Here is an 18,395-nt window from a genome sequence, read left to right on the forward strand (position 1 = left end):
TCGCGATGCCCGGATCGCGGAGGATCGGGGTCGCTCAGGGCATCACCGAGCGGATCGCCGCGACCAGGCACTCCTCCGTGTAGGGCTTGCGGATGAACAGGCCGTCGGTCGGTATGTCGCCGGGCGAGGGCCGCACCTTGCCGGAGGTGATGACGATGCCGATGCGCGGCCAGCGCCGGTCGATGCAGGCGGCGAGCTTGATGCCGTCGATGCCCAGCGGCATGTCGATGTCGGTCACGACGACGCACACCGTCCCGCCCGCCTCCTGCTCTTGGTCGAGCATGCGGATCGCCTCGTTGCCGTTGGTGGCCTCGCGCACGGTGAAACCGGCTTCCACGATCAACTCGACCGCGGCGCACCGGATCACGGCATCGTCCTCCACGACAAGGACGGTCGGCCTCGCGTTCGCCCCGCTCACGGCTGTCGCATCCCTCGTCCGATCATGCGTCTGATCCCCCGGCACGATCCCTCGAATCCGCGACCCCTCCCCGGGGTTGCATGAAGGCCGGCGCGGAACAAGCGCGCAAGACGGGCGGGGCCGTACGGCACCGGCCCTTCCGAAGGCGCGGGGCCGCGTCTCCGGCACCTTTCGCAATGCAGCGCGGCCCTGGATTTCCGGCGGGGCGCGGCTTATCCCTTGGCGAAGACCCAGCTTGGCCCGCTCACCCGCGGTGCGCGGGGCGGGCAGCGAGGAACCGGCTTTGGCCTCATCCAACGATCGTCGACGGGTGCTGCTGCTCACCGGCGCCAGCCGGGGCATCGGCCACGCCACCGTCAAACGCTTCTCCGCCGCGGGCTGGCGGGTCATCACCTGTTCGCGCCACCCCTTCCCCGAGAACTGTCCCTGGGAGATGGGTCCGGAGGACCACCTTCAGGTCGATCTCTCCAACGCGGCGGACACGGTGCGCGGGGTGCGCGAAGTCGCCGAGCGGCTCGCCGCCGAGGGCGGCCTGCTGCACGCGCTCGTCAACAATGCCGGCATCTCGCCGAAGGGCCCGGAGGGCGAGCGGCTCGGCGCGCTCACCACGGAATACGAGGACTGGGCCCGCGTCTTCCAGGTCAACTTCTTCGCGCCGATCCTGCTGGCGCGGGGCCTGTGCGACGAACTGACCCGCGCGCGCGGGTCGATCGTCAATGTCACCTCGATCGCCGGTTCGCGGGTCCACCCCTTCGCGGGCGCCGCCTATGGCACTTCGAAGGCGGCGCTCGCCGGCCTCACCCGCGAGATGGCCGCGGATTTCGGGCCGCTCGGCGTGCGCGTCAACGCGATCTCGCCGGGCGAGATCGACACCTCGATCCTCTCGCCCGGCACCGACAAGCTGGTGGAGCAGATTCCGCAGCGCCGGCTCGGCACCCCGGACGAGGTCGCCAAGGCGATCTACTTCCTCTGCATCGAGGCGTCGTCCTACGTGAACGGTGCCGAGCTTCACATCAACGGCGGCCAGCATGTCTGACCGCCGGGCGGTTCTCGCCGCCCTGCTGTCGCTGACCGCCCTCCCCGCCCTCGCGGCGGAGGATGGAAGCCGGGTCGAACCGGTCGCGCTGCCGTTTGCCGTCAAGGCGATGCGCGGTCCCGGCAGCGACGTGGCCCTTTCCGTGGCGACCTCCGGATTGCTGCCGGTCGCCCGCGCGCCCGCAGGCGCCAGCGCCGACCCGAAGGCCACGGGCAACACCGCTCCGCCATCCGTCGTCGTGGTCTGGGGCGAGGGCGGCGGCGCCGTTCTCAGCCTCGAAGGCGACCGCTTGCGCACCACGCTGATCGGCGCCGAAGCGATCGAAGGGTTTGCCGCCGCCGAGACGCCGCGCGGGGCCGTGCCGGGCTCGCGCCGTGCCCTCGACGGGCCGCTCAGCGCCTATCTCACCGGCCCGACCCGCGCGCTCGGCGGCGCGCCGGGCCAGGGGACTGTGCTGACCGTGCGTGAGCGCCAGCCGGTCGGCGTTACCGCCGAGCCGAAGGCCGTGCCGGTGACGACCCAGACCCTGGCGCCGGGGGACGGCCGGGTTTTTGCCGGCCGCACGCCCCACATCACCCGTCTCGACGGCCGCCCGGCGGTGGCCGCCGTGACCGCGCAGGGGCCGGCCGTCTCCGGCCTTGCCGTCGCGGCAAAGGGCATGGACGGCGTCTGGACGCTCCGGGCGCAGACGCCGCCGCAGGCCGGCAAGGGTCCGGAAGGCGCGCCGCTGGCGCTTGCCGCCGTCAGTGATTTCACCGGCACCGGCCAGCCGCAGATCGCCGCGATCCGCGCGCCCGACGGTGAGGGCGTGCTTCAGCTCTGGCGCATCGCCGACGGGACCTTGAGCCTCGCGGGCGAAGCGCCGGGCTATGCCGGCCCGGTGGCGGGCGAGGCGGCGGATCTCGCCGCTCCCGTTCCCCGCGGCGGTGGCGCCCCGCCCGATCTCGCCCTGCCGGTGGCGGGCCGCAGCGCCGTCGCGGTGGTGTCGCTGAAGGGCGGCAGCCCCGTCGAGCGGGCACGCCTGCCCCTGCCCGCCCCGGCCGCCCACGGCGTCGCCGTGCTCGACGCAGGCGGAACCGCCAAAACGATCCTCGTCGGCCTCGCCGACGGGCGCCTCGTCGCGGTCTCCGCGCCGTGAGCGATCCGGGACAGGAGGACGGGCGGCTGTTTCCGGCGCGCCCGCTGATCGGCGTTTCGGTCGCGGTGATCCGCGACGGCCGCGTGCTGCTCGCCGCCCGCGCCAACGAGCCGATGCGCGGCGTCTGGACCCTGCCAGGCGGCCTCGTGGAATTGGGCGAATCCCTCGCCGCGGGGGCGTTGCGCGAATTGCAGGAGGAGGTCGGGTCGCTCGCCGAGGTGGTCGGCCCGAGCCTGACGCCGACCGAGATCATCCTGCGGGACGAGATCGGCCGCATCCGCCACCATTACGTGATCCATCCCCACGCCGCCCTGTGGCGCGCTGTCGAGCCGGCACCCGGGCCGGAAGCGCTTGCCGTGCGCTGGGCCAGCCTCGACGAGGTCGCGGGCCTGACCACCACGCCGGGGCTGATCGAGACCCTGCGCGAGGCGTTCTCCCGCATCCGGTCGGCGGCAGACGGTTCGGCAGAAGGCTTGGCAGAAGGCTTGGTATGAGAACGGGACTTGCCCGCCTGATCCTGGCCGCCCTGCTAGCTCTGACCCCGGCGGCGGAGGCGTTCGCGCAGCAGCGCTCCGGCACGGCTCGATCCGCGCCGAAGCCGCCGGAGAAGGAGAAGGAGAAGGAGCCGCCTCCCCCGGCGGAGCCGCCGCCTGCGCCCTACGACCGCGACCTGATGCGGCTCTCCGAGATCGTCGGGGCGCTCGCCTTCCTGCGCACGCTATGCGGCGCGCCGGATGCCGCCGAATGGCCGGCGCGGATGAAGGCGATCCTCGACAGCGAGGGGATCACGCAGAGCCGCCGCGACCGCCTCGCCGGCGCCTATAATCGCGGTTTCCGCGGCTACAGCCTGACCTATCGGGTCTGCACCCCCGCTGCGAATGAGGCCGCCCGCCGTTTCGTCGCCGAGGGCGAGCGGCTTTCGCACGCCATCGCCGGGCGGTTCGGCGGTTAAGAAAGTAACCGGCCCGATCGCATCGGGTCGGCGACTGCAGGGCCTCTTCAATCGTCTGAAAGCCGCTAGCCGCTTTTCGGGGCGATGCTCTAGCTCCCTGTTTTGACAGGCATTCTTCTGCCGGGCCGATTTCCGCTTCATCAGAATCCGCTCCGGATTCGGCCGTGCGATCGCGTTTGTGGCGGGCGCGCCACACTCCGGAGGCCTTGCGAAATTCCTTCGCAATTGCGCCTCCGCGTTAACCTCTTCGCAATTCCCTGCTTCCCGGCCCGTGAAGGCTGCCGTATCGTGCCGATGTCTTGCCGGCACTGTTCCGGCCGAGAAACGAAGCCGCCCGCCATGATCCACGATGCCGACACCGCAACCTTCGATGCCGACGCGGAGAGCAAGCGCCTTGCGCTCGGCCTCGTGACGGAAGCATTCGCGGAGGGCTGCCTCGACGGGATCGACGGCGACTGCATGGCCCAGGCGGCCCTGTTCGCGGCGTTCCAGGAACTGGTCGCCACCTATGGCGAGGACGCCACCGCCCGCTATGCCGAGACCCTGCCCGAGCGTATCCGCGGCGGCGGGTTCACCACGACGCTGCAGCACTGATCGGTGGCCTGAGGCGGAGGCGTCAGCCGAATTCCTTGAACCGCAACGCGAGCGGTCCCTACGGATCGTGCTGGCGCTCCGGATCGCTTCGGCTTCGCCTCGCGGTGACGACGAGGCGGGCCTTGTACCGGCAAAGCTCCGTTCGATGTGCAACGTCCCGAAGGCCTGAAACCGGCCTTCGGGACGTTTTCTTTTCGTCTACTTCAATTGATCCCGGCAGGGCTTGAGAGCCTCCAGCGCCTTGTCCGGCGCGGTGATGTCGAACGTGACGGCGTCCTCGCCGTCTCTCTCGACGCTGAGTTTCGACGTCGTTTTGACGAGCTTCAGGATATCGTCCGGATCGTTGGATCGGAGCAGGAGGGATCTGGGATCGAGGACGATCCAGTTCAGGCCGGAATACAGGTAAAATTCCCCCGTCCGGAGCGTGGCCTTGACCTCTTGGTCCTTGGTCCAGTTCCAGCCGGAAAATTTGAGTTCCAGGGTTGTGAGCTTCAGGTTCCTGTCGGGGATCGAGACGAAGGCGACGATCGTGGCGAATCTCTTGCCGTCGGCGCGCGGGGGCTTGTTCTCGTAGTGGATGGCGCAGGAGACGCCGTCCGGTGGGGCAAGCTGGACCGTCCACCCGTCCACGACGGTGGTTTGCACCGAAGCGGGGGGCGTCGCAGGAGCCGCCGGAGCCGGGCTTGGGGCGGCCGGGCTTGCGCCGGCGGCCTTGTCGGTGGCGGCCGGGGCAATCGTGAAGGGCTGCGGCACGTCGAGCGTGCGCCCGCTCAGCTTATCGCGCAGGGTATAGACCAGCACGTAATTGCCCGGCGGAAAGCCGTCGAGGTCGAGGCTGAGGTTGAGGAAGAAGTTCGGCTCGCCCTCCGCGCGTTTCACGGTCACGTCGCGGTCGATCATGTTCTTCTGGGTCGCGAGGGCCTTGCCCTCCGGCGTGCGGACCTCGAAATCGACGATCACGCCGAAGCCGATCTGATCGCTTCCGATCGGCTGCGTGGCCTCGCCCACCGGCTCGATATAGGTCAGGAGCGGCTCGCCGGGCTTGAAGACGTTCGAGGGCCGGGCCTCGACATCGCCGAAATCGGCGGCCTTGCGGGCGACGTACAGCGCACGCCGGGTGGCGTAGGGCCTCAAGGGCGCGGGCTGGGCGGCCGCCACCGAGGGCGACAAGCCGGCCGCCGCGGGCTCGGACTTCGTCTCGACTTTCGGTTCCGGCTTCGTCTCGGGTTTGGCGGCCGTCTTGCCGCCTGACCAGAAGTTGCTGCTCCCGCCGGTCTCGGCCGGAACCCGGACGCTCTTCATGATGGTGTCCAGCGCCGCTTCGTTGGCTTGGCGCTGATCCTCGGATCCCCAGATCGTCATGAGGAGCGCGCGGTCCCGGCTCGCATCGAGGGTCACGAGATCGACGATCGTCTTCCCGTACTTGTCGGTGGTGCGGTAGCGCTGAACCCGGGCCGGCGTGCCGCCGAAGTCCATCGCCTGCTCGACCGGCTTGATCGAGAGATTGACCTTCTGCTTGCGCAGGAAGCTCACCTTGTCCTTGACGAGGCTGTCGCGGTCCGCCCGCGTTTCGAAGCCCACCTCGAACGAGACGTCGCCATCGGGCGAGGTCGAGACGACCTCGGTGTCGCGCACCTCGGTCTTCCAGTCGTCGGGGATCGTCAAGGTGACGGCCGGATTCTTCTCCGGCAGCACGATCTCCTTCGCCCAGGCCGTGCCCGCGCCCGTCAAGGCGAGCAGGCTCCCCAGCGCGACGCCTCGCATCGCCCATGCCGCATGGCTGTGCCATGACCGCATGGCAACGGCCGACACTTCACCTTTTCCGGACATCCGTCCCCGCAACCCTTGAAAGAAACGCAAGGCATCTTCGCGGCAGCCAGTCACGGATGACTTCGAAGTGATCTTCGTCTGCTCGGTGCGCCTCTTTCAACTATGGTGTCGGCTCGCTCTCCGGCACAATGACTGAGCGTCCCAAACGGTGCAGGGCAACCGTCCGTAGTGAACGGCTTACAGGCGGGAGGCTCGCGAAAAGCCTGCCGCCGGATGGGATATCCCGGCGCGGCGCTACCCCGTCGGCAGCGCTTCCTCGAACACCACCGCCTCGCCGCGTGCGGGGTTGGCCAACTCGCCCTGCCACATCACCGGCGTGCCCCGCACCACCGTTCCCACCGGCCAGCCGGTGACGGTGAGCCCATCATAGGGCGTCCAGCCGCATTTCGAGGCGATCCACTCGTTGCGGATCGTCTCGCGGCGCTTGAGGTCCACGACGGTCACGTCGGCATCGTAGCCCACGGCGAGCCGCCCCTTGCGGGCGATGCCGAACAGGCGCTTCGGGCCGGCGCTGGTCAGATCGACGAACCGGGCGAGCGAGAGCCGGCCGGCATTCACATGGTCGAGCATGATCGGCACCAGTGTCTGCACGCCGGTCATGCCGGAGGGCGAGTCCGGATAGGGCTTGGCCTTCTCCTCCAGCGTGTGCGGCGCGTGGTCGGAGCCGAGCACATCGACCACGCCCTGGCTCAGACCGCGCCAGATCCCGTCGCGATGGACGGCGTCGCGCACCGGCGGGTTCATCTGCACCAGCGTCCCGAGCCGGGCATAGGCTTCCGTCCCGTCGATCGTCAGGTGGTGCGGCGTCACCTCGACGCTGGCGACATCCTTCGCCTCGGCCAGAATCGGCATCTCGTCCGCGGTCGAGATGTGCAGGATGTGGATGCGCGCACCCGTCTCCCACGCGAGCGCGATCAGCCGCTGCGTGGCCTTCACCGCCACCTCCGGCGAGCGCCAGACCGGGTGCGAAGCGGCATCGCCCGGCACGCGAAGGCCCTTGCGCTCGCGCAGCATCGGCTCGTCTTCCGAGTGGAAGGCGGCGCGGCGACGGATCTGCTTCAGGATCTCGCGCACGCCGGCATCGTCCTCGACCAGCAGCGAGCCGGTGGAGGAGCCGATGAACACCTTGATTCCGGCAGCAGCAGGCAGCCGCTCCAACGCGGCGACCTCGCCGGCATTCTCATGGGTGCCGCCGACCCAGAAGGCGAAGTCGCAATGCATCCGGTGGTGGGCGCGGGCCACCTTGTCGGCGAGTGCTGCGGCGCTCGTGGTCTGCGGGTTGGTGTTGGGCATCTCGAACACCGCCGTGACGCCGCCCATCACCGCCGCGCGCGAGCCCGTTTCCAGGTCTTCCTTGTGGTCGAGGCCGGGCTCGCGGAAATGCACCTGGCTGTCGATCACGCCGGGCAGAAGATGCAGGCCGCGGCAATCGCGCCGCTCCTGCGTTGCCGCACCCGAGAGGTCGCCGATGGCCGCCACCCGTCCGCCGCGGATGCCGAGATCGGCACGATGCTCGCCGTCGTGGTTCACCAGCGTGCCGCCGGACAGGACGAGGTCGAAAGGCGCTTCCATCGGGCTCTCCCGGTTCGCATCGTGCGATTGAGACGAGGATAGCGGCGGCTTATGTCAGGCGTCCCACACGCGCAACGCCGCCGTCCTTTCAAGGAGATGCCATGCCGATCGCCCTGCTGCCGGACCGCACCGTCGTTGCCGTCTCGGGTCCGGACGCGCTCCCCTTCCTGCAAGGCATCCTCACCTGCAACGTCGAGACGCTGCCCGAGGGCGAGGCGCGGCTCGGCGCGCTGCTGACGCCGCAGGGCAAGATCCAGTTCGATTTCCTGGTATCCCGCTCGGACGATGGCTTCCGTCTCGACGTTGCCGCCGAGCGCGTCGCCGACCTCGTCAAGCGGCTCGGGCTCTACCGCCTGCGCGCCAAGGTGACGGTGGCCGCCGACCCGACGCTCGGCGTGGCGGCTGCCTGGGATGGGGCCGAGACCGCGGCCGAAACGGTGCGGGTGCGCGACGGACGTCTCCCCGCGCTCGGCGAGCGGCTGTATTTCGCCGAGGGCGCGTTCTCGGCCGATGCCCCGGAAGACGCGTATCACGCCCACCGCATCGGCCTCGGCGTACCTGAGGGCGGGCGCGACTTCGCCTTCGGTGACGCGTTCCCGCATGAGGCGCTGATGGACCAGCTTGGCGGCGTGGACTTCAAGAAGGGCTGCTATGTCGGGCAGGAGGTGGTCTCGCGGATGCAGCACCGCGGCACCGCCCGCACCCGCATCCTGCCCATCGTCTACCGCGACGGCCCGGCGCCGGAGCCCGGTACGGAGGTGATTGCGGGCGCGCGCAGTCTCGGCGTCACGGGTAGCGCCGCCGGTGACCGGGGACTCGCTACGATCCGCCTCGACCGCCTCGGCGACGCGCTCGCCATCGGTGAGCCGGTGCGGGCGGGCGGCACGATCGCGGCCGTGGCCAAGCCCGAATTCGCCCGCTTCGCCTTCCCCACCGACACGGCCGTGGCCGGATGAGCGCGGATTCGAGCGGGCTGATCACCACCCATCCCGATGGCTGTCCGCGCTGCTGGTGGCCGGGGACCGATCCGCTTTACGTCGCCTATCACGACACCGAGTGGGGCGTGCCGGAAACCAATTCCCGCGCGCTCTACGAAAAGCTGATCCTCGACGGGTTCCAGGCGGGCCTGTCATGGATCACCATCCTGCGCCGCCGCGACGGCTTCCGCCGGGCCTTCGAGGGCTTCGAGCCGGAGCGGGTCGCCCGCTTCACGGACGACGATGTCGAGCGGCTGATGGGTGATACCGGCATCATCCGCAACCGCGCCAAGATCCGCGGCGCGATCAGCGGCGCGCGGGCGTGGCTCGCGATCGAGGAGGCCGGGCCGGGCTTCTCACCCTTCCTCTGGGACTTTTGCGACGGCCGGCCGATCCAGACCAACGCGGCCACCCGCGCCGCGATCGCCACCGAAACCGATGTGTCACGAAAGATGGGCAAGGCCCTGAAAGCGAAGGGCTTCACCTTCTGCGGCCCCACCATCGTCCACGCCTTCATGCAGGCGGTCGGCATGGTCAACGACCATCTCACCGGCTGCCATCGTCACGCGCCCTGTGCCGCCCTCGGCGGGGGCCGCCGCCCGTGAGCGTGGCCCCGAGCACGACCAAAAAACCGGTGCGGGCGTGGCAGCGGATGCTGTCGGGCCGGCGCCTCGACTTGCTCGACCCCTCGCCGCTCGATGTCGAGATCACCGACATCGCCCATGGGCTGGCCCGCGTCGCCCGCTGGAACGGGCAGACGGCGGGCCCGCACGTCTTCTCCGTGGCGCAGCACTCGCTGCTGGTGGAGGCGATCGGCGGCGCCCTCGATCCGCGGATCGGCGCCCCGGAGCGGCTCGAATTGCTGCTCCACGACGCGCCGGAATACGTCATCGGCGACATCATCTCGCCGCTCAAGAACGCGATCGGCGACGCCTATCGCAGCGTCGAGCGTCGCCTGCTCGCGGCGATCCGCCAGCGCTTCGGGCTCGCCGCGCCCTCCCCGGCGCTCGCCCGTCTCGTCAAGCGCGCCGACCGCATCGCCGCGGCGATCGAGGCGACCCGGCTCGCCGGCTTCTCGAGCGCGGAGGCCGACGGGATTTTTGGGCGCCCCCCGGTTCTGCCCGATCCCATGAGCGCTGAAATCGAGCGGCTGGTCGCCGGATGGCCGACGGCGGAGGCGGAGGCGTGCTATCTCGCCCGCTTCGCGGCGCTTCAGCGCGGGGCGTGAGACCGAAAAAGAGAATGCCCGTCATCCACGTCTGCCCCCTCTCGCGCCTGCCGGAGACTGTCGCGGCAAGCGGCGCGAGCCATCTCGTCACGCTGGCGACGCTCGGCAGTGCGGTGGAACGTCCGGCCGCGATCCGTGCCGAGCAGCACCTGCGCGTCGGCTTCAGCGACATCGTCGCGCCGATGGAGGGGCACCTGCCGCCGGGCGAGGCGCATGTGCGCGCCGTCCTCGATTTCGTGGCGGCGTGGCCGCGCGAAAAGCCGATGGTGATCCACTGCTATGCCGGGATCAGCCGCTCCACCGCGGCGGCCTATGTCGCGGCCTGCGCCCTGCGGCCGGATTGGAACGAGGCGGAACTCGCGCAAGACGTGCGGCGGCTCGCGCCGAGCGCCACGCCGAATCGCCTGTTCGTCGAGATCGCCGACCGCCTGCTCGGACGCGAGGGGCGGATGAGCGCCGCCGTCGCCGGAATCGGCCGCGGCGCCGAGGCCTTCGAGGGCACGCCGTTCCACCTCACCTTGGCGTGACGGGCACGCCGCGCAGGGCGGAGATCGGTCGCACGCAATCGACCCGGGCTTGTGCGACTGCACGTCGCCCGTCATAACCCGCCCCAAAAGGAATCCGGGATGAACGATCTTACACCCGACGCGGCGGCGGCGCCGGACGATCTTCCGTTCGAGCGGGCGCTGGAGCAGCTCGAGGAGATCGTGCGTCGGCTGGAGCGCGGTGACGTGCCCCTCGACGAATCGGTGGCGATCTACGAGCGCGGCGAGGCGCTCAAGCGTCACTGCGAGACCCTGCTGAAGCGGGCCGAGGCACGCATCCAGAAGATCGCCATCGGACCGGACGGTCGGGCTGCCGGCACCGCGCCGCTCGACGTCGAGTAGGTGACGCCGGTGCGGTTTCAATCACGACAAAATTCATCGTGCGCAAAGGTTTGCGCGCTGTTCCTTACTTCGGGTATGAGGCTGGTCCGGTGGCACTAGCGGACACGACGATCCTTGAGGGTCTTGAGACGCCGGATCGTCTCCGGCTTCTGCCGGAGAGCGAGCTGCGGCGAGTCGCCGACGCGGTGCGCGCCGAGATGATCGACGCCGTGTCGATCACCGGCGGCCATCTCGGCTCGGGCCTGGGCGTGGTCGAACTCACGGTGGCGCTCCACCACGTCTTCGACACCCCCGACGACCGCATCGTCTGGGACGTCGGACACCAGTGCTACCCGCACAAGATCCTCACAGGCCGCCGCGACCGCATCCGCACGCTGCGCCAGGGCGGCGGGCTGTCCGGCTTCACCAAGCGCTCGGAGAGCGAGTACGACCCCTTCGGCGCGGCCCACTCCTCTACCTCGATCTCCGCCGCGCTCGGCATGGCCGTGGCGCGCGACCTCGAGGAGGCGGACGCCAAGGCCAAGGGCGGCCCGGCGCCCAAGCGCCGCAACATGATCGCAGTGATCGGCGACGGCTCGATGTCGGCCGGCATGGCCTACGAGGCGATGAACAATGCCGGCGCCCTGCACTCGCGCCTGATCGTCATCCTCAACGACAACGACATGTCGATCGCGCCCCCCGTCGGCGCGATGTCGGCCTACCTCGCCCGGCTCGCTTCCGGCGGCACTTACCGTTCGCTCCGCGAGACCGCCAAGCAGCTCGGCAAGCTGCTGCCGAAGGCGCTCTACCAGCGCGCGGCGGCGGCCGAAGAGTATGCCCGCTCGCTGATCGTCGGCGGCGGCACGATGTTCGAGGAGATGGGCTTCCACTATGTGGGACCGGTCGATGGGCACAATCTCGACCACCTGCTCCCCGTTCTGAAGAACGTGCGCGATTCGGATCAGGGCCCGATCCTGCTCCATGTCGTCACGCAGAAGGGCAAGGGCTACGCGCCCGCTGAGGCATCCGCCGACCGCTACCACGGCGTGGTCAAGTTCGACGTGGTCTCGGGCGTGCAGGCCAAGGCCAAGGCGAACGCCCCAGCCTATACCCGCGTGTTCGGCGAGAGCCTGATCAAGGCGGCCGATGCCGATCCGAAGGTGGTGGCGATCACCGCGGCGATGCCCGGCGGCACCGGAATCGACCTGTTCGGCAAGGCGCATCCCGACCGGACCTTCGACGTCGGCATCGCCGAGCAGCACGCGGTGACCTTCGCCGGCGGCTTGGCCACCGAGGGCTACAAGCCGTTCGTGGCGATCTACTCGACCTTCCTGCAGCGGGCCTACGATCAGGTCGTGCACGATGTCGCGCTGCAGAACTTAGCCGTGCGGTTCTGCCTCGACCGGGCGGGGCTCGTCGGTGCGGACGGCGCCACGCATGCGGGCGCGTTCGATCTGGCCTATCTCTGCTGCCTGCCGAACATGACGGTGATGGCGGCGGCCGACGAGGCCGAGCTGGTGCACATGGTGGCGACCTGCCACGCGCACGATTCGGGCCCGATCGCGCTGCGCTACCCGCGCGGCGAGGGGGTCGGCATCGAGCTGCCGGAGACGGGCGTGCCGCTGGCGATCGGCCGCGGCCGCGTGGTGCGGCGTCCGGAGGGTGCGCGGGTGGCGCTGCTCTCGCTCGGCACGCGCCTGTCGGAGGCGCTGAAGGCGGCCGATGCGCTGGAGGCGGAGGGTGTGGCAGCGACGGTGGCGGATGCGCGCTTTGCCAAGCCGCTCGATGCCGAGCTGATCGTCGATCTGGCGATGAGCCACGAGGTTCTGGTGACGGTGGAGGAGGGCTCGGTCGGCGGCTTCGGGGCGATGGTGCTGCACCTGCTGGCCGAGCGCGGCGTGCTCGACACCGGCCGGGTCCGGGTCCGCACGCTGACGCTGCCGGACAGCTACCAGGACCACGACAAGCCGGAGAAGATGTACGCCGAGGCCGGGCTCGATGCCGAGGGCATCCTCAAGGTCGTCCGCGCCGCACTGCCGGAGAAGGCGGCGCAGCGCGAAGGCAGCGTGGTGAGCCTGAAGCGGTAGCCTCTGCCAACGCCCTCCCCCCGTAGGGGGAGGGCAAGAGGCGTGTTACTTGATGACCGCGCAGCCGATGCGCGCGCCCGCGCCGCCGATGGGCTGGCTCGTGTGGTCATCCTCGTTGGCGTGGATGATCAGCGCCGAGCCGTCGCCGTCGCGCAGGCCGCCCTCGCCGGTCAGCGGGGTCTCGCTCGACACTTCCGCGTTCACCGAGCCGTCGGCGTTGGCGTAGACGTTGGGCAGGTCGCCCTCGTCCGGGCCGTCGGGGTTGAGCAGGCCGTGCTTGCTCTGGTCGTGGTTCACGTGGGCCTTCGACTTCTCGAACTTCTCCGTGTCCGAGCAGTCGCCGACGGCGTGGAAATGGATGCCGTGCCAGCCCGGAGGCAGGCCGCCGGCCTGAATCGACAGCCGCATGACGAGGGAATTCGCCCCGTCGCGGATCATGATCTTGCCGATGCTGTCACCCTTGCCGTTGGTGATCGCGCTCTCGTAGGTCTGCGGCGCGCCGGCGCTCTCCGTCTTGGCGGGGGCCGGCTCCTTCGGAGTCTCCTTGGCATCTTGCGCGAAGGCGGACCCGGCAAGGCCCGCGAGCAGGGCCGCGGCCAGAGGGATGGCGACCGGTATACGGCGGATGGCAGGCGTCGTGGCCCCTCGCATGATGGCACCTCTCATGAACTGACTCACTCCGTTGCTGCGGCCCGGCGGTTCCACCCGGGATTCCGCCACCGCTTGAGGCGGTGCGCAATCCGGGCTACCCGGCAAAAGCGGATTTCGCATCGCCCTTTTCGGACGAGCCGGCACGCGCCGTCTCAGGCGATGCTGTAGGTAACGCGAAGCGGCGCGTTCCGACAGGGGACGGGCCGATCCGTCTCGATCACGTGAGCATCGTCCCGAAAGGCGGCCACCGGCTTTTGGAAAGGTACGATGCGACATCAAAATCAGAGATCCTCGTCCCGGATCGGATATGCGGGGCGAGGGCCTCGGGCGCGGCGGAGCAATTTTCGGAAGGGAGACCGATGACGGGCGAGCGGCTCCGCGCCGACCGGTTCCTGGTCGAGCGCGGGCATTTCCGCAGCCGGGCGCAGGCGCGGGCGGCGATCGAAGCCGGCCTCGTCAGCGCCGACGGCCGCCTCGTCACGCGCCCCTCGGATTTGGTCGAGCCCGGCGCCCGGATCGAGGCCTCGGCCCCCCACCCCTACGTCTCCCGCGGCGGCCTCAAGCTCGCTGCGGCGCTCGATGCCTTCGGCCTCGACCCCGCGGGCCTGCCTTGCCTCGATGTCGGCGCCTCGACCGGCGGCTTCACCGACGTGCTGTTGCGGCGCGGCGCCGCCCATATCCACGCGGTCGATGTCGGCCGCGACCAGCTCGACGCCGCCCTGCGCGCCGACCCACGGGTGACCAGCTTGGAGGGCACCGATATCCGCGCCCTCTCTCCGGGGGCGATTCAGCCCGCGCCGCAGCTGGCCACCATCGATGTGAGCTTCATCGGCCTGCGGCTGGTTCTGCCGGCTGTGGCGGCGCAGCTCGCCGACGAGGCCGCCATCGCCGCGCTGATCAAGCCGCAATTCGAGGCCGGCCGCGAGCGGGTCGGGCGCGGCGGCATCGTGCGCGACGCCGAGGTTCATGCCGAGGTCTGCGAGGGCGTGCGCGCCGTGCTCGTCGGCCTCGGATTCACTGTGTCGGGGCCGATCCCCTCCCCCATCGAGGGTGGTGACGGCAACCGCGAGTTCCTGGTCGCCGCGAGGCGTTCCTCTGATGATTGCCTCTGATGATTGATCCCATGTCCGACGTGATCGAAGAGACTCTGACCATCGCCCGGCTCGGCGCCCGCGGCGATGGCCTCACCGAGGGCGGGCTGGCGGTGCCCGGTGCCCTGCCCGGCGAGCGCGTGCGGGTGCAGCGCGGCGACCGCATCGGCACGCTGATCGCCGTGGAGGAGGCGTCGCCGGATCGGATCGCGCCGTTCTGCCCGTATTTCTCGGCCTGCGGCGGCTGCGCCGTGCAGCACCTCGCCCCCGCCCCTTACGCGGAGTGGAAGCGCGGCATCGTCGCCGGGGCGCTGGGGCAGGCGCGCATCGAGACCACGCTGATGCCGCTCCTCGACGCGCAGGGCGAGGGCCGGCGGCGGATCACCCTGCATGTGCGCGAGATCGAGGGCCGGGCGCGGGCCGGGCTGATGGCCGCGCGCAGCCACGCGCTGGTGCCGATCGACCATTGCCCGATCACCGTGCCGAGCCTGCACAGGGCGCCGGCCGTCGCGGAGGCGCTCGCCGCCCCGCTCGGGCACGGCCGCAAGCCGCTCGACATCGCCGCCACCGCCACCGTAACCGGCCTCGACATCGACATCCGCGGCCACGGGCAGGTGAGCGACGGCGTCCGCGGCGTCCTTACTCGGCTCGCCGGAGAACTCGACCTCGCCCGTTTGTCGATCCACGGCGACGTCGTGGTCGAGCGCCGCCCGCCCGCGGTCGGCGAGGGGCCGGCCCGGCGCGTGCCCTCGCCCGGCAGCTTCCTCCAGGCGACGCAGGCCGGCGAGGCGACCCTGACCGCGCTGGTGCTGGAGGCCATGGACGAGGGCAAGGCCAAGGTGCGGCGCGTCGGCGACCTGTTCTGCGGCAGCGGTCCCTTCGCCCTGACGCTCGCTGCGGGGGCCCGCGAGGTCCACGCCGCCGACGGCGAGGCCGCGGCGATCACCGCGCTGACCCGCGCCTACCGGGCCGGAGCCGGCTACGCCCGGATCACGGCGGAGGCACGCGACCTGTTCCGCCGCCCGCTGCTCGGGCCGGAACTCGACGCGCTCGATGCGGTGGTGTTCGACCCGCCGCGCGCCGGGGCCGAGGCGCAGGTGCGCCGGATCGCGGAATCGAAGGTGCCCCTCGTCGTCGGCGTCGCCTGCGATCCCGGCACCTTCGCCCGCGACGCCGCGACCCTGATCGCCGGTGGCTATCGGCTGGAGCGGGTCACGCCGGTCGACCAATTCGCGTGGTCGGCCCATGTCGAGCTGGTCGGCGTGTTCCGCAAGCAGGTGAAGGTCACCGGCCGAACGCTGCGTCGCCCCCGCTGAAACCTAGTGGAGGGAGATCGGGGCGCTGCCCCGAGACCCCGCCAAAGGGGTGACCCCTTTGGGATCCCAGGATCTCAACGCAGACCGGCAGCCGCGAGGGCCTCTTGCAGGGGCTCGGGGTCGATCGCGAAATCCCGAAGATATTCGGGCGCGTCCGATGGAATCCGGGGGCCGAACACCGCCGCATAATCCTGGCCGCAGGCGGTGGCGATCTCGCCGTAGAACCGGTCCTCCCAGCCCTCCGGCACGAGGTGGATGACCGGCGTGCCGGGCCGGCAGAAGACCGTGTTGGTCATCCCCGCCCCGGCGATGCCGACCACGATCTCGGCGGCCGAGAACCGCACCACCTGCTGCCGCACGCTGGTGAGTTCGGGATCGAACGCCTCGAAGCCGAGGCCGCGCAGCAGGCCGAGCACGGCGTCGCGGTTGGCGAGCCCCCGGCCCCGCCCCGGATGCCGGTCCACGAACAGGCGTCGGCCCCGCCCGGTGAGCGTCCGTAACGCGAACAGCGCGCGCGGCAGGCGCGTCCGCGCCCGCATCTGCCCGGTGAGATAGCGCAGCGCGTGCGGCGACTTGCCCGTGCTCGGCAGGCTGCACGGCGTGGCGTGGTGCAGGCGCGCGAAGCGGTAGGTCTTGTCCCGGTCGAGGAAGCGGATCGAGACCCGATCGCGCAGCAGGAGCTGGATCGAGCGGCGCCGCGCCGCGTCGATATGCGGGAAGTAGGACACCAGCGCGACGGTGATCGGTACCTGCGGATGACGTTTGCGCAGCAGCGCGAGCGCGTGCAGCCGGGGCAGGTCGTCGATCAGCCAATGGCCGTAATTGAACGAGCCCGCCGAGTTGAGCAGGAAGACCAGGCCCGCCTCGGCGATGGCCTCGTCCACGTGCAGGAAGCCGGGGCCGGGGCCGGGCACCACGTGCCGCTCCTGGGGCCGGTAGGTCTCGAACAGCACCTGCGGCCGGCCGTCCGCGACATGGAACAGGGCGTTGCCCGCAAGCCGGACGTCGCGGGTCTCGCACAGCAGCGTCGGCGGCCCCGGCGGGCGCGGCGCGGCGAGCGCGGCCCCCTGCTTCTCGCGGAAGGTGGCAGAACCGCCGAACAGGCGCGGGGGCTCGGGGTCGTGCGCGGGAAAGCCGGGGAACACCGTGCCGACCACCTCGGTGAGCGGGCTCACCCGCTCCCTCAGCCGTTCGAGCAGGGCGGCATCGCCCGCGAACCCGCCGTCGCGGTACAGGCGCCCGGCCTCGCAGGTGAGGACGAGGTTGTCCTCGATCAGCCGGGCATGCGCTGCAGCCTCATCCGCTTGCGTGTCGTTCAAGCCTGCTCCTCGCGGGTCCCGCCGTGAAGTTCGTCCATTCAAGGATTCCGCAACACCGCTCGGGCATCGTCATCGTCCCGGAAGCCGGAGGCCACCTTTCGGGACGATGCCCTAGACCCTTGTCTTTGCATCGTCCTTTTCCGAAAGCCGGAGGCCAGCTTTCGGGTTGATGCTCTAGCATATCGCTACGGGCGAAGTCCGAGCCATGTCTTGCGCTCCCGGCCGCATTTGCCTCGGAGCGGCCGGCGCCTGTAGAGCCACGGCCCGCCCGCGCGTTCGGCATCGGCGAAGACGGTTGAGGAAGGGCGGGACTTCGTGTCGGACACGGCCACCGATCACATTCATGTCGGCAAGGACGGCTGGCTGTTCGTCGTCGCCGGCAGCAACAACGTCATCGCGCAGTTCAACGAGTCGGGCTTCATGGCCCACCAGACCGAGCTGTGGCGCCAACGCATCGCCGGCCGTGCGGCGCGGGCGCGTGAACTCGGCACCGCCTACCACCACGTCGTCGTCCCGGAAAAGCTCAGCGTCTACGACGGCTTCCTCGACGGGATCGCGGTCGATCACCGCCTCTCCCCCGCCCGCCGCCTGATCCGCGGCCTGCCCCGGCGGCGGTGGTTCTCCCGGTTGAGGGGGCATCTCCGGGAATGGCCGGTCACACGCGTCCTGCGGCGGACCTGCATCGACCTCGTCGCGCCGATGCGGGCGGCCCGCGCGGGTGAAGACCTGTTCTTCCGCACCGACAGTCACTGGACCTTCGCCGGCTGCCACCTCGCCTATCGCGAGATCTGCCGCGCGCTGGGGGCCACGCCCTGCCCGGACCTCGCCGAACGCGGATTCCGCGAGACCGAGATTTCCGGCGATCTCGGGGGCCGGTTCGATCCCCCGCGCACCGAACGGACGCGCATCCACGACCTGCAGCGCGATGCCGTGCGCCGCTACGCCAGCCCGATCGTCGAGGCACGGGAGGCGGCCGGCCGCGCCGATACGCTCCATGTCGGCTCGCACGTGATCTACGCCAACGCCGCCGCCCGCGACCCGCGCCGCCTCGTCCTGTTCGGCGACTCGTACTCGCACTTCGCGCCGCTGATGCTGACGATCATGCTCGCCGAGACCTTCGCCGAGGTGCACTTCGTCTGGAGCACCTCGGTCGATTGGTCCTACGTCGAGCGGGTCCGGCCCGACATCCTGCTCACCGAGATCGCCGAGCGGTTCATGTTCCGCGTGCCCGACGACGCGTTCAACCTCGACGACTATGCCGCCGAGCGGTTCGGGGAAGAGGTGGGCGGGGAAAGCGGCGCGGCCGCCTGAGCGGAGGGC

At 70.4% G+C, this 18,395-nt stretch carries 19 protein-coding genes; 14 read left to right on the forward strand and 5 right to left on the reverse strand.

The window, feature by feature from the left end; genetic code table 11:
• Window positions 1-34: 34 nt before the first annotated feature.
• Window positions 35-418, reverse strand: a complete 384-nt coding sequence (locus OVA30_RS17800) for a response regulator (protein ID WP_056463784.1) — start codon at window positions 416-418, stop codon at window positions 35-37.
• 313 nt (window positions 419-731) lie between these two features.
• On the opposite strand from OVA30_RS17800, the gene OVA30_RS17805 reads away from it, so the two are divergent.
• The 5 genes from OVA30_RS17805 (at window position 732) to OVA30_RS17825 (ending at window position 4,138) form a co-directional block, all read left to right on the forward strand.
• Window positions 732-1,454 carry an SDR family NAD(P)-dependent oxidoreductase gene (locus OVA30_RS17805; RefSeq protein ID WP_041358820.1) on the forward strand — a complete coding sequence of 241 codons (723 nt, stop codon included), beginning with the start codon at window positions 732-734 and terminating at the stop codon, window positions 1,452-1,454.
• Window positions 1,447-2,592: a hypothetical protein gene (locus OVA30_RS17810; protein ID WP_268176228.1), complete on the forward strand. Its 1,146-nt coding sequence runs from the start codon at window positions 1,447-1,449 to the stop codon at window positions 2,590-2,592. The genes OVA30_RS17805 and OVA30_RS17810 overlap by 8 nt, the downstream gene beginning before the upstream one ends.
• Window positions 2,589-3,086 (forward strand): NUDIX hydrolase, encoded by a 498-nt coding sequence (locus OVA30_RS17815; RefSeq protein ID WP_268176229.1) that lies wholly within the window; start codon window positions 2,589-2,591, stop codon window positions 3,084-3,086. Before OVA30_RS17810 ends, OVA30_RS17815 begins: the two co-directional genes overlap by 4 nt.
• A complete protein-coding gene (locus OVA30_RS17820) occupies window positions 3,083-3,544 on the forward strand; it encodes a TIGR02301 family protein (protein WP_268176230.1) in 462 nt (153 codons plus the stop codon). Before OVA30_RS17815 ends, OVA30_RS17820 begins: the two co-directional genes overlap by 4 nt.
• Before the next feature lie 339 nt (window positions 3,545-3,883).
• Window positions 3,884-4,138: a hypothetical protein gene (locus OVA30_RS17825; protein ID WP_003604705.1), complete on the forward strand. Its 255-nt coding sequence runs from the start codon at window positions 3,884-3,886 to the stop codon at window positions 4,136-4,138.
• Window positions 4,139-4,336: 198 nt separating this feature from the next.
• Here OVA30_RS17825 and OVA30_RS17830 read toward each other — a convergent pair whose 3' ends face one another.
• Window positions 4,337-5,902: a hypothetical protein gene (locus OVA30_RS17830; RefSeq protein ID WP_326493636.1), complete on the reverse strand. Its 1,566-nt coding sequence runs from the start codon at window positions 5,900-5,902 to the stop codon at window positions 4,337-4,339.
• Between the two features lie 300 nt (window positions 5,903-6,202).
• Window positions 6,203-7,540, reverse strand: coding sequence for a dihydroorotase (locus OVA30_RS17835; protein ID WP_268176232.1), 1,338 nt, complete (start codon window positions 7,538-7,540; stop codon window positions 6,203-6,205).
• Between the two features lie 101 nt (window positions 7,541-7,641).
• On the opposite strand from OVA30_RS17835, the gene ygfZ reads away from it, so the two are divergent.
• The 6 genes from ygfZ (at window position 7,642) to dxs (ending at window position 12,698) form a co-directional block, all read left to right on the forward strand.
• Window positions 7,642-8,496 (forward strand): CAF17-like 4Fe-4S cluster assembly/insertion protein YgfZ, encoded by an 855-nt coding sequence (ygfZ, locus tag OVA30_RS17840; RefSeq protein WP_268176233.1) that lies wholly within the window; start codon window positions 7,642-7,644, stop codon window positions 8,494-8,496.
• Complete coding sequence (locus OVA30_RS17845; protein WP_268176234.1) at window positions 8,493-9,122, forward strand: DNA-3-methyladenine glycosylase I; 630 nt, start codon at window positions 8,493-8,495, stop codon at window positions 9,120-9,122. The genes ygfZ and OVA30_RS17845 overlap by 4 nt, the downstream gene beginning before the upstream one ends.
• A complete protein-coding gene (locus OVA30_RS17850) occupies window positions 9,119-9,745 on the forward strand; it encodes an HD family hydrolase (RefSeq protein WP_268176235.1) in 627 nt (208 codons plus the stop codon). Before OVA30_RS17845 ends, OVA30_RS17850 begins: the two co-directional genes overlap by 4 nt.
• A 14-nt stretch (window positions 9,746-9,759) precedes the next feature.
• The gene (locus OVA30_RS17855) at window positions 9,760-10,272 is read left to right on the forward strand and encodes a tyrosine phosphatase family protein (protein ID WP_268176236.1); all 513 of its coding nucleotides are present in this window, start codon (window positions 9,760-9,762) and stop codon (window positions 10,270-10,272) included.
• Window positions 10,273-10,371: 99 nt separating this feature from the next.
• Window positions 10,372-10,632, forward strand: coding sequence for an exodeoxyribonuclease VII small subunit (locus OVA30_RS17860; protein WP_268176237.1), 261 nt, complete (start codon window positions 10,372-10,374; stop codon window positions 10,630-10,632).
• Between the two features lie 89 nt (window positions 10,633-10,721).
• Window positions 10,722-12,698: a 1-deoxy-D-xylulose-5-phosphate synthase gene (dxs, locus tag OVA30_RS17865; protein WP_015952451.1), complete on the forward strand. Its 1,977-nt coding sequence runs from the start codon at window positions 10,722-10,724 to the stop codon at window positions 12,696-12,698.
• A 45-nt stretch (window positions 12,699-12,743) separates the two neighbouring features.
• On the opposite strand, the gene OVA30_RS17870 is transcribed toward dxs, so the two are convergent.
• Entirely contained in the window at window positions 12,744-13,349 is a 606-nt protein-coding gene (locus OVA30_RS17870) for a superoxide dismutase family protein (protein ID WP_076642041.1), read from the reverse strand.
• A 359-nt stretch (window positions 13,350-13,708) separates the two neighbouring features.
• Between OVA30_RS17870 and OVA30_RS17875 the strand changes: the two genes are divergently transcribed.
• Together OVA30_RS17875 and OVA30_RS17880 are read left to right on the forward strand one after the other, a co-directional pair.
• Complete coding sequence (locus OVA30_RS17875; RefSeq protein ID WP_268176238.1) at window positions 13,709-14,461, forward strand: TlyA family RNA methyltransferase; 753 nt, start codon at window positions 13,709-13,711, stop codon at window positions 14,459-14,461.
• Between the two features lie 11 nt (window positions 14,462-14,472).
• Complete coding sequence (locus tag OVA30_RS17880; RefSeq protein WP_268176239.1) at window positions 14,473-15,756, forward strand: class I SAM-dependent RNA methyltransferase; 1,284 nt, start codon at window positions 14,473-14,475, stop codon at window positions 15,754-15,756.
• A 74-nt stretch (window positions 15,757-15,830) separates the two neighbouring features.
• Here the strand turns inward: OVA30_RS17880 and OVA30_RS17885 are convergent, their stop codons facing one another.
• Window positions 15,831-17,075, reverse strand: coding sequence for a glycosyltransferase family 61 protein (locus OVA30_RS17885; protein ID WP_268176240.1), 1,245 nt, complete (start codon window positions 17,073-17,075; stop codon window positions 15,831-15,833).
• Between the two features lie 315 nt (window positions 17,076-17,390).
• On the opposite strand from OVA30_RS17885, the gene OVA30_RS17890 reads away from it, so the two are divergent.
• A complete protein-coding gene (locus OVA30_RS17890) occupies window positions 17,391-18,386 on the forward strand; it encodes an alginate O-acetyltransferase AlgX-related protein (RefSeq protein ID WP_268176241.1) in 996 nt (331 codons plus the stop codon).
• The last annotated feature ends 9 nt before the right edge of the window (window positions 18,387-18,395 follow it).

The organism is Methylorubrum sp. SL192 (assembly GCF_026672325.1).
GTDB classification, from domain to species: domain Bacteria; phylum Pseudomonadota; class Alphaproteobacteria; order Rhizobiales; family Beijerinckiaceae; genus Methylobacterium; species Methylobacterium extorquens.

What these genes read in the sequence shown, in the direction of transcription:
- ygfZ (WP_268176233.1), top strand. Translation starts at nt 7,642, where the DNA reads ATGCCGATCGCCCTGCTGCCGGACCGCACCGTCGTTGCCGTCTCGGGT.
- OVA30_RS17870 (WP_076642041.1), bottom strand. Translation starts at nt 13,349, where the DNA reads ATGCGAGGGGCCACGACGCCTGCCATCCGCCGTATACCGGTCGCCATC.
- OVA30_RS17875 (WP_268176238.1), top strand. Translation starts at nt 13,709, where the DNA reads ATGACGGGCGAGCGGCTCCGCGCCGACCGGTTCCTGGTCGAGCGCGGG.
- OVA30_RS17835 (WP_268176232.1), bottom strand. Translation starts at nt 7,540, where the DNA reads ATGGAAGCGCCTTTCGACCTCGTCCTGTCCGGCGGCACGCTGGTGAAC.
- OVA30_RS17810 (WP_268176228.1), top strand. Translation starts at nt 1,447, where the DNA reads ATGTCTGACCGCCGGGCGGTTCTCGCCGCCCTGCTGTCGCTGACCGCC.
- OVA30_RS17830 (WP_326493636.1), bottom strand. Translation starts at nt 5,902, where the DNA reads ATGCGAGGCGTCGCGCTGGGGAGCCTGCTCGCCTTGACGGGCGCGGGC.
- OVA30_RS17825 (WP_003604705.1), top strand. Translation starts at nt 3,884, where the DNA reads ATGATCCACGATGCCGACACCGCAACCTTCGATGCCGACGCGGAGAGC.
- OVA30_RS17855 (WP_268176236.1), top strand. Translation starts at nt 9,760, where the DNA reads ATGCCCGTCATCCACGTCTGCCCCCTCTCGCGCCTGCCGGAGACTGTC.
- OVA30_RS17860 (WP_268176237.1), top strand. Translation starts at nt 10,372, where the DNA reads ATGAACGATCTTACACCCGACGCGGCGGCGGCGCCGGACGATCTTCCG.
- OVA30_RS17845 (WP_268176234.1), top strand. Translation starts at nt 8,493, where the DNA reads ATGAGCGCGGATTCGAGCGGGCTGATCACCACCCATCCCGATGGCTGT.
- OVA30_RS17880 (WP_268176239.1), top strand. Translation starts at nt 14,473, where the DNA reads ATGTCCGACGTGATCGAAGAGACTCTGACCATCGCCCGGCTCGGCGCC.
- OVA30_RS17820 (WP_268176230.1), top strand. Translation starts at nt 3,083, where the DNA reads ATGAGAACGGGACTTGCCCGCCTGATCCTGGCCGCCCTGCTAGCTCTG.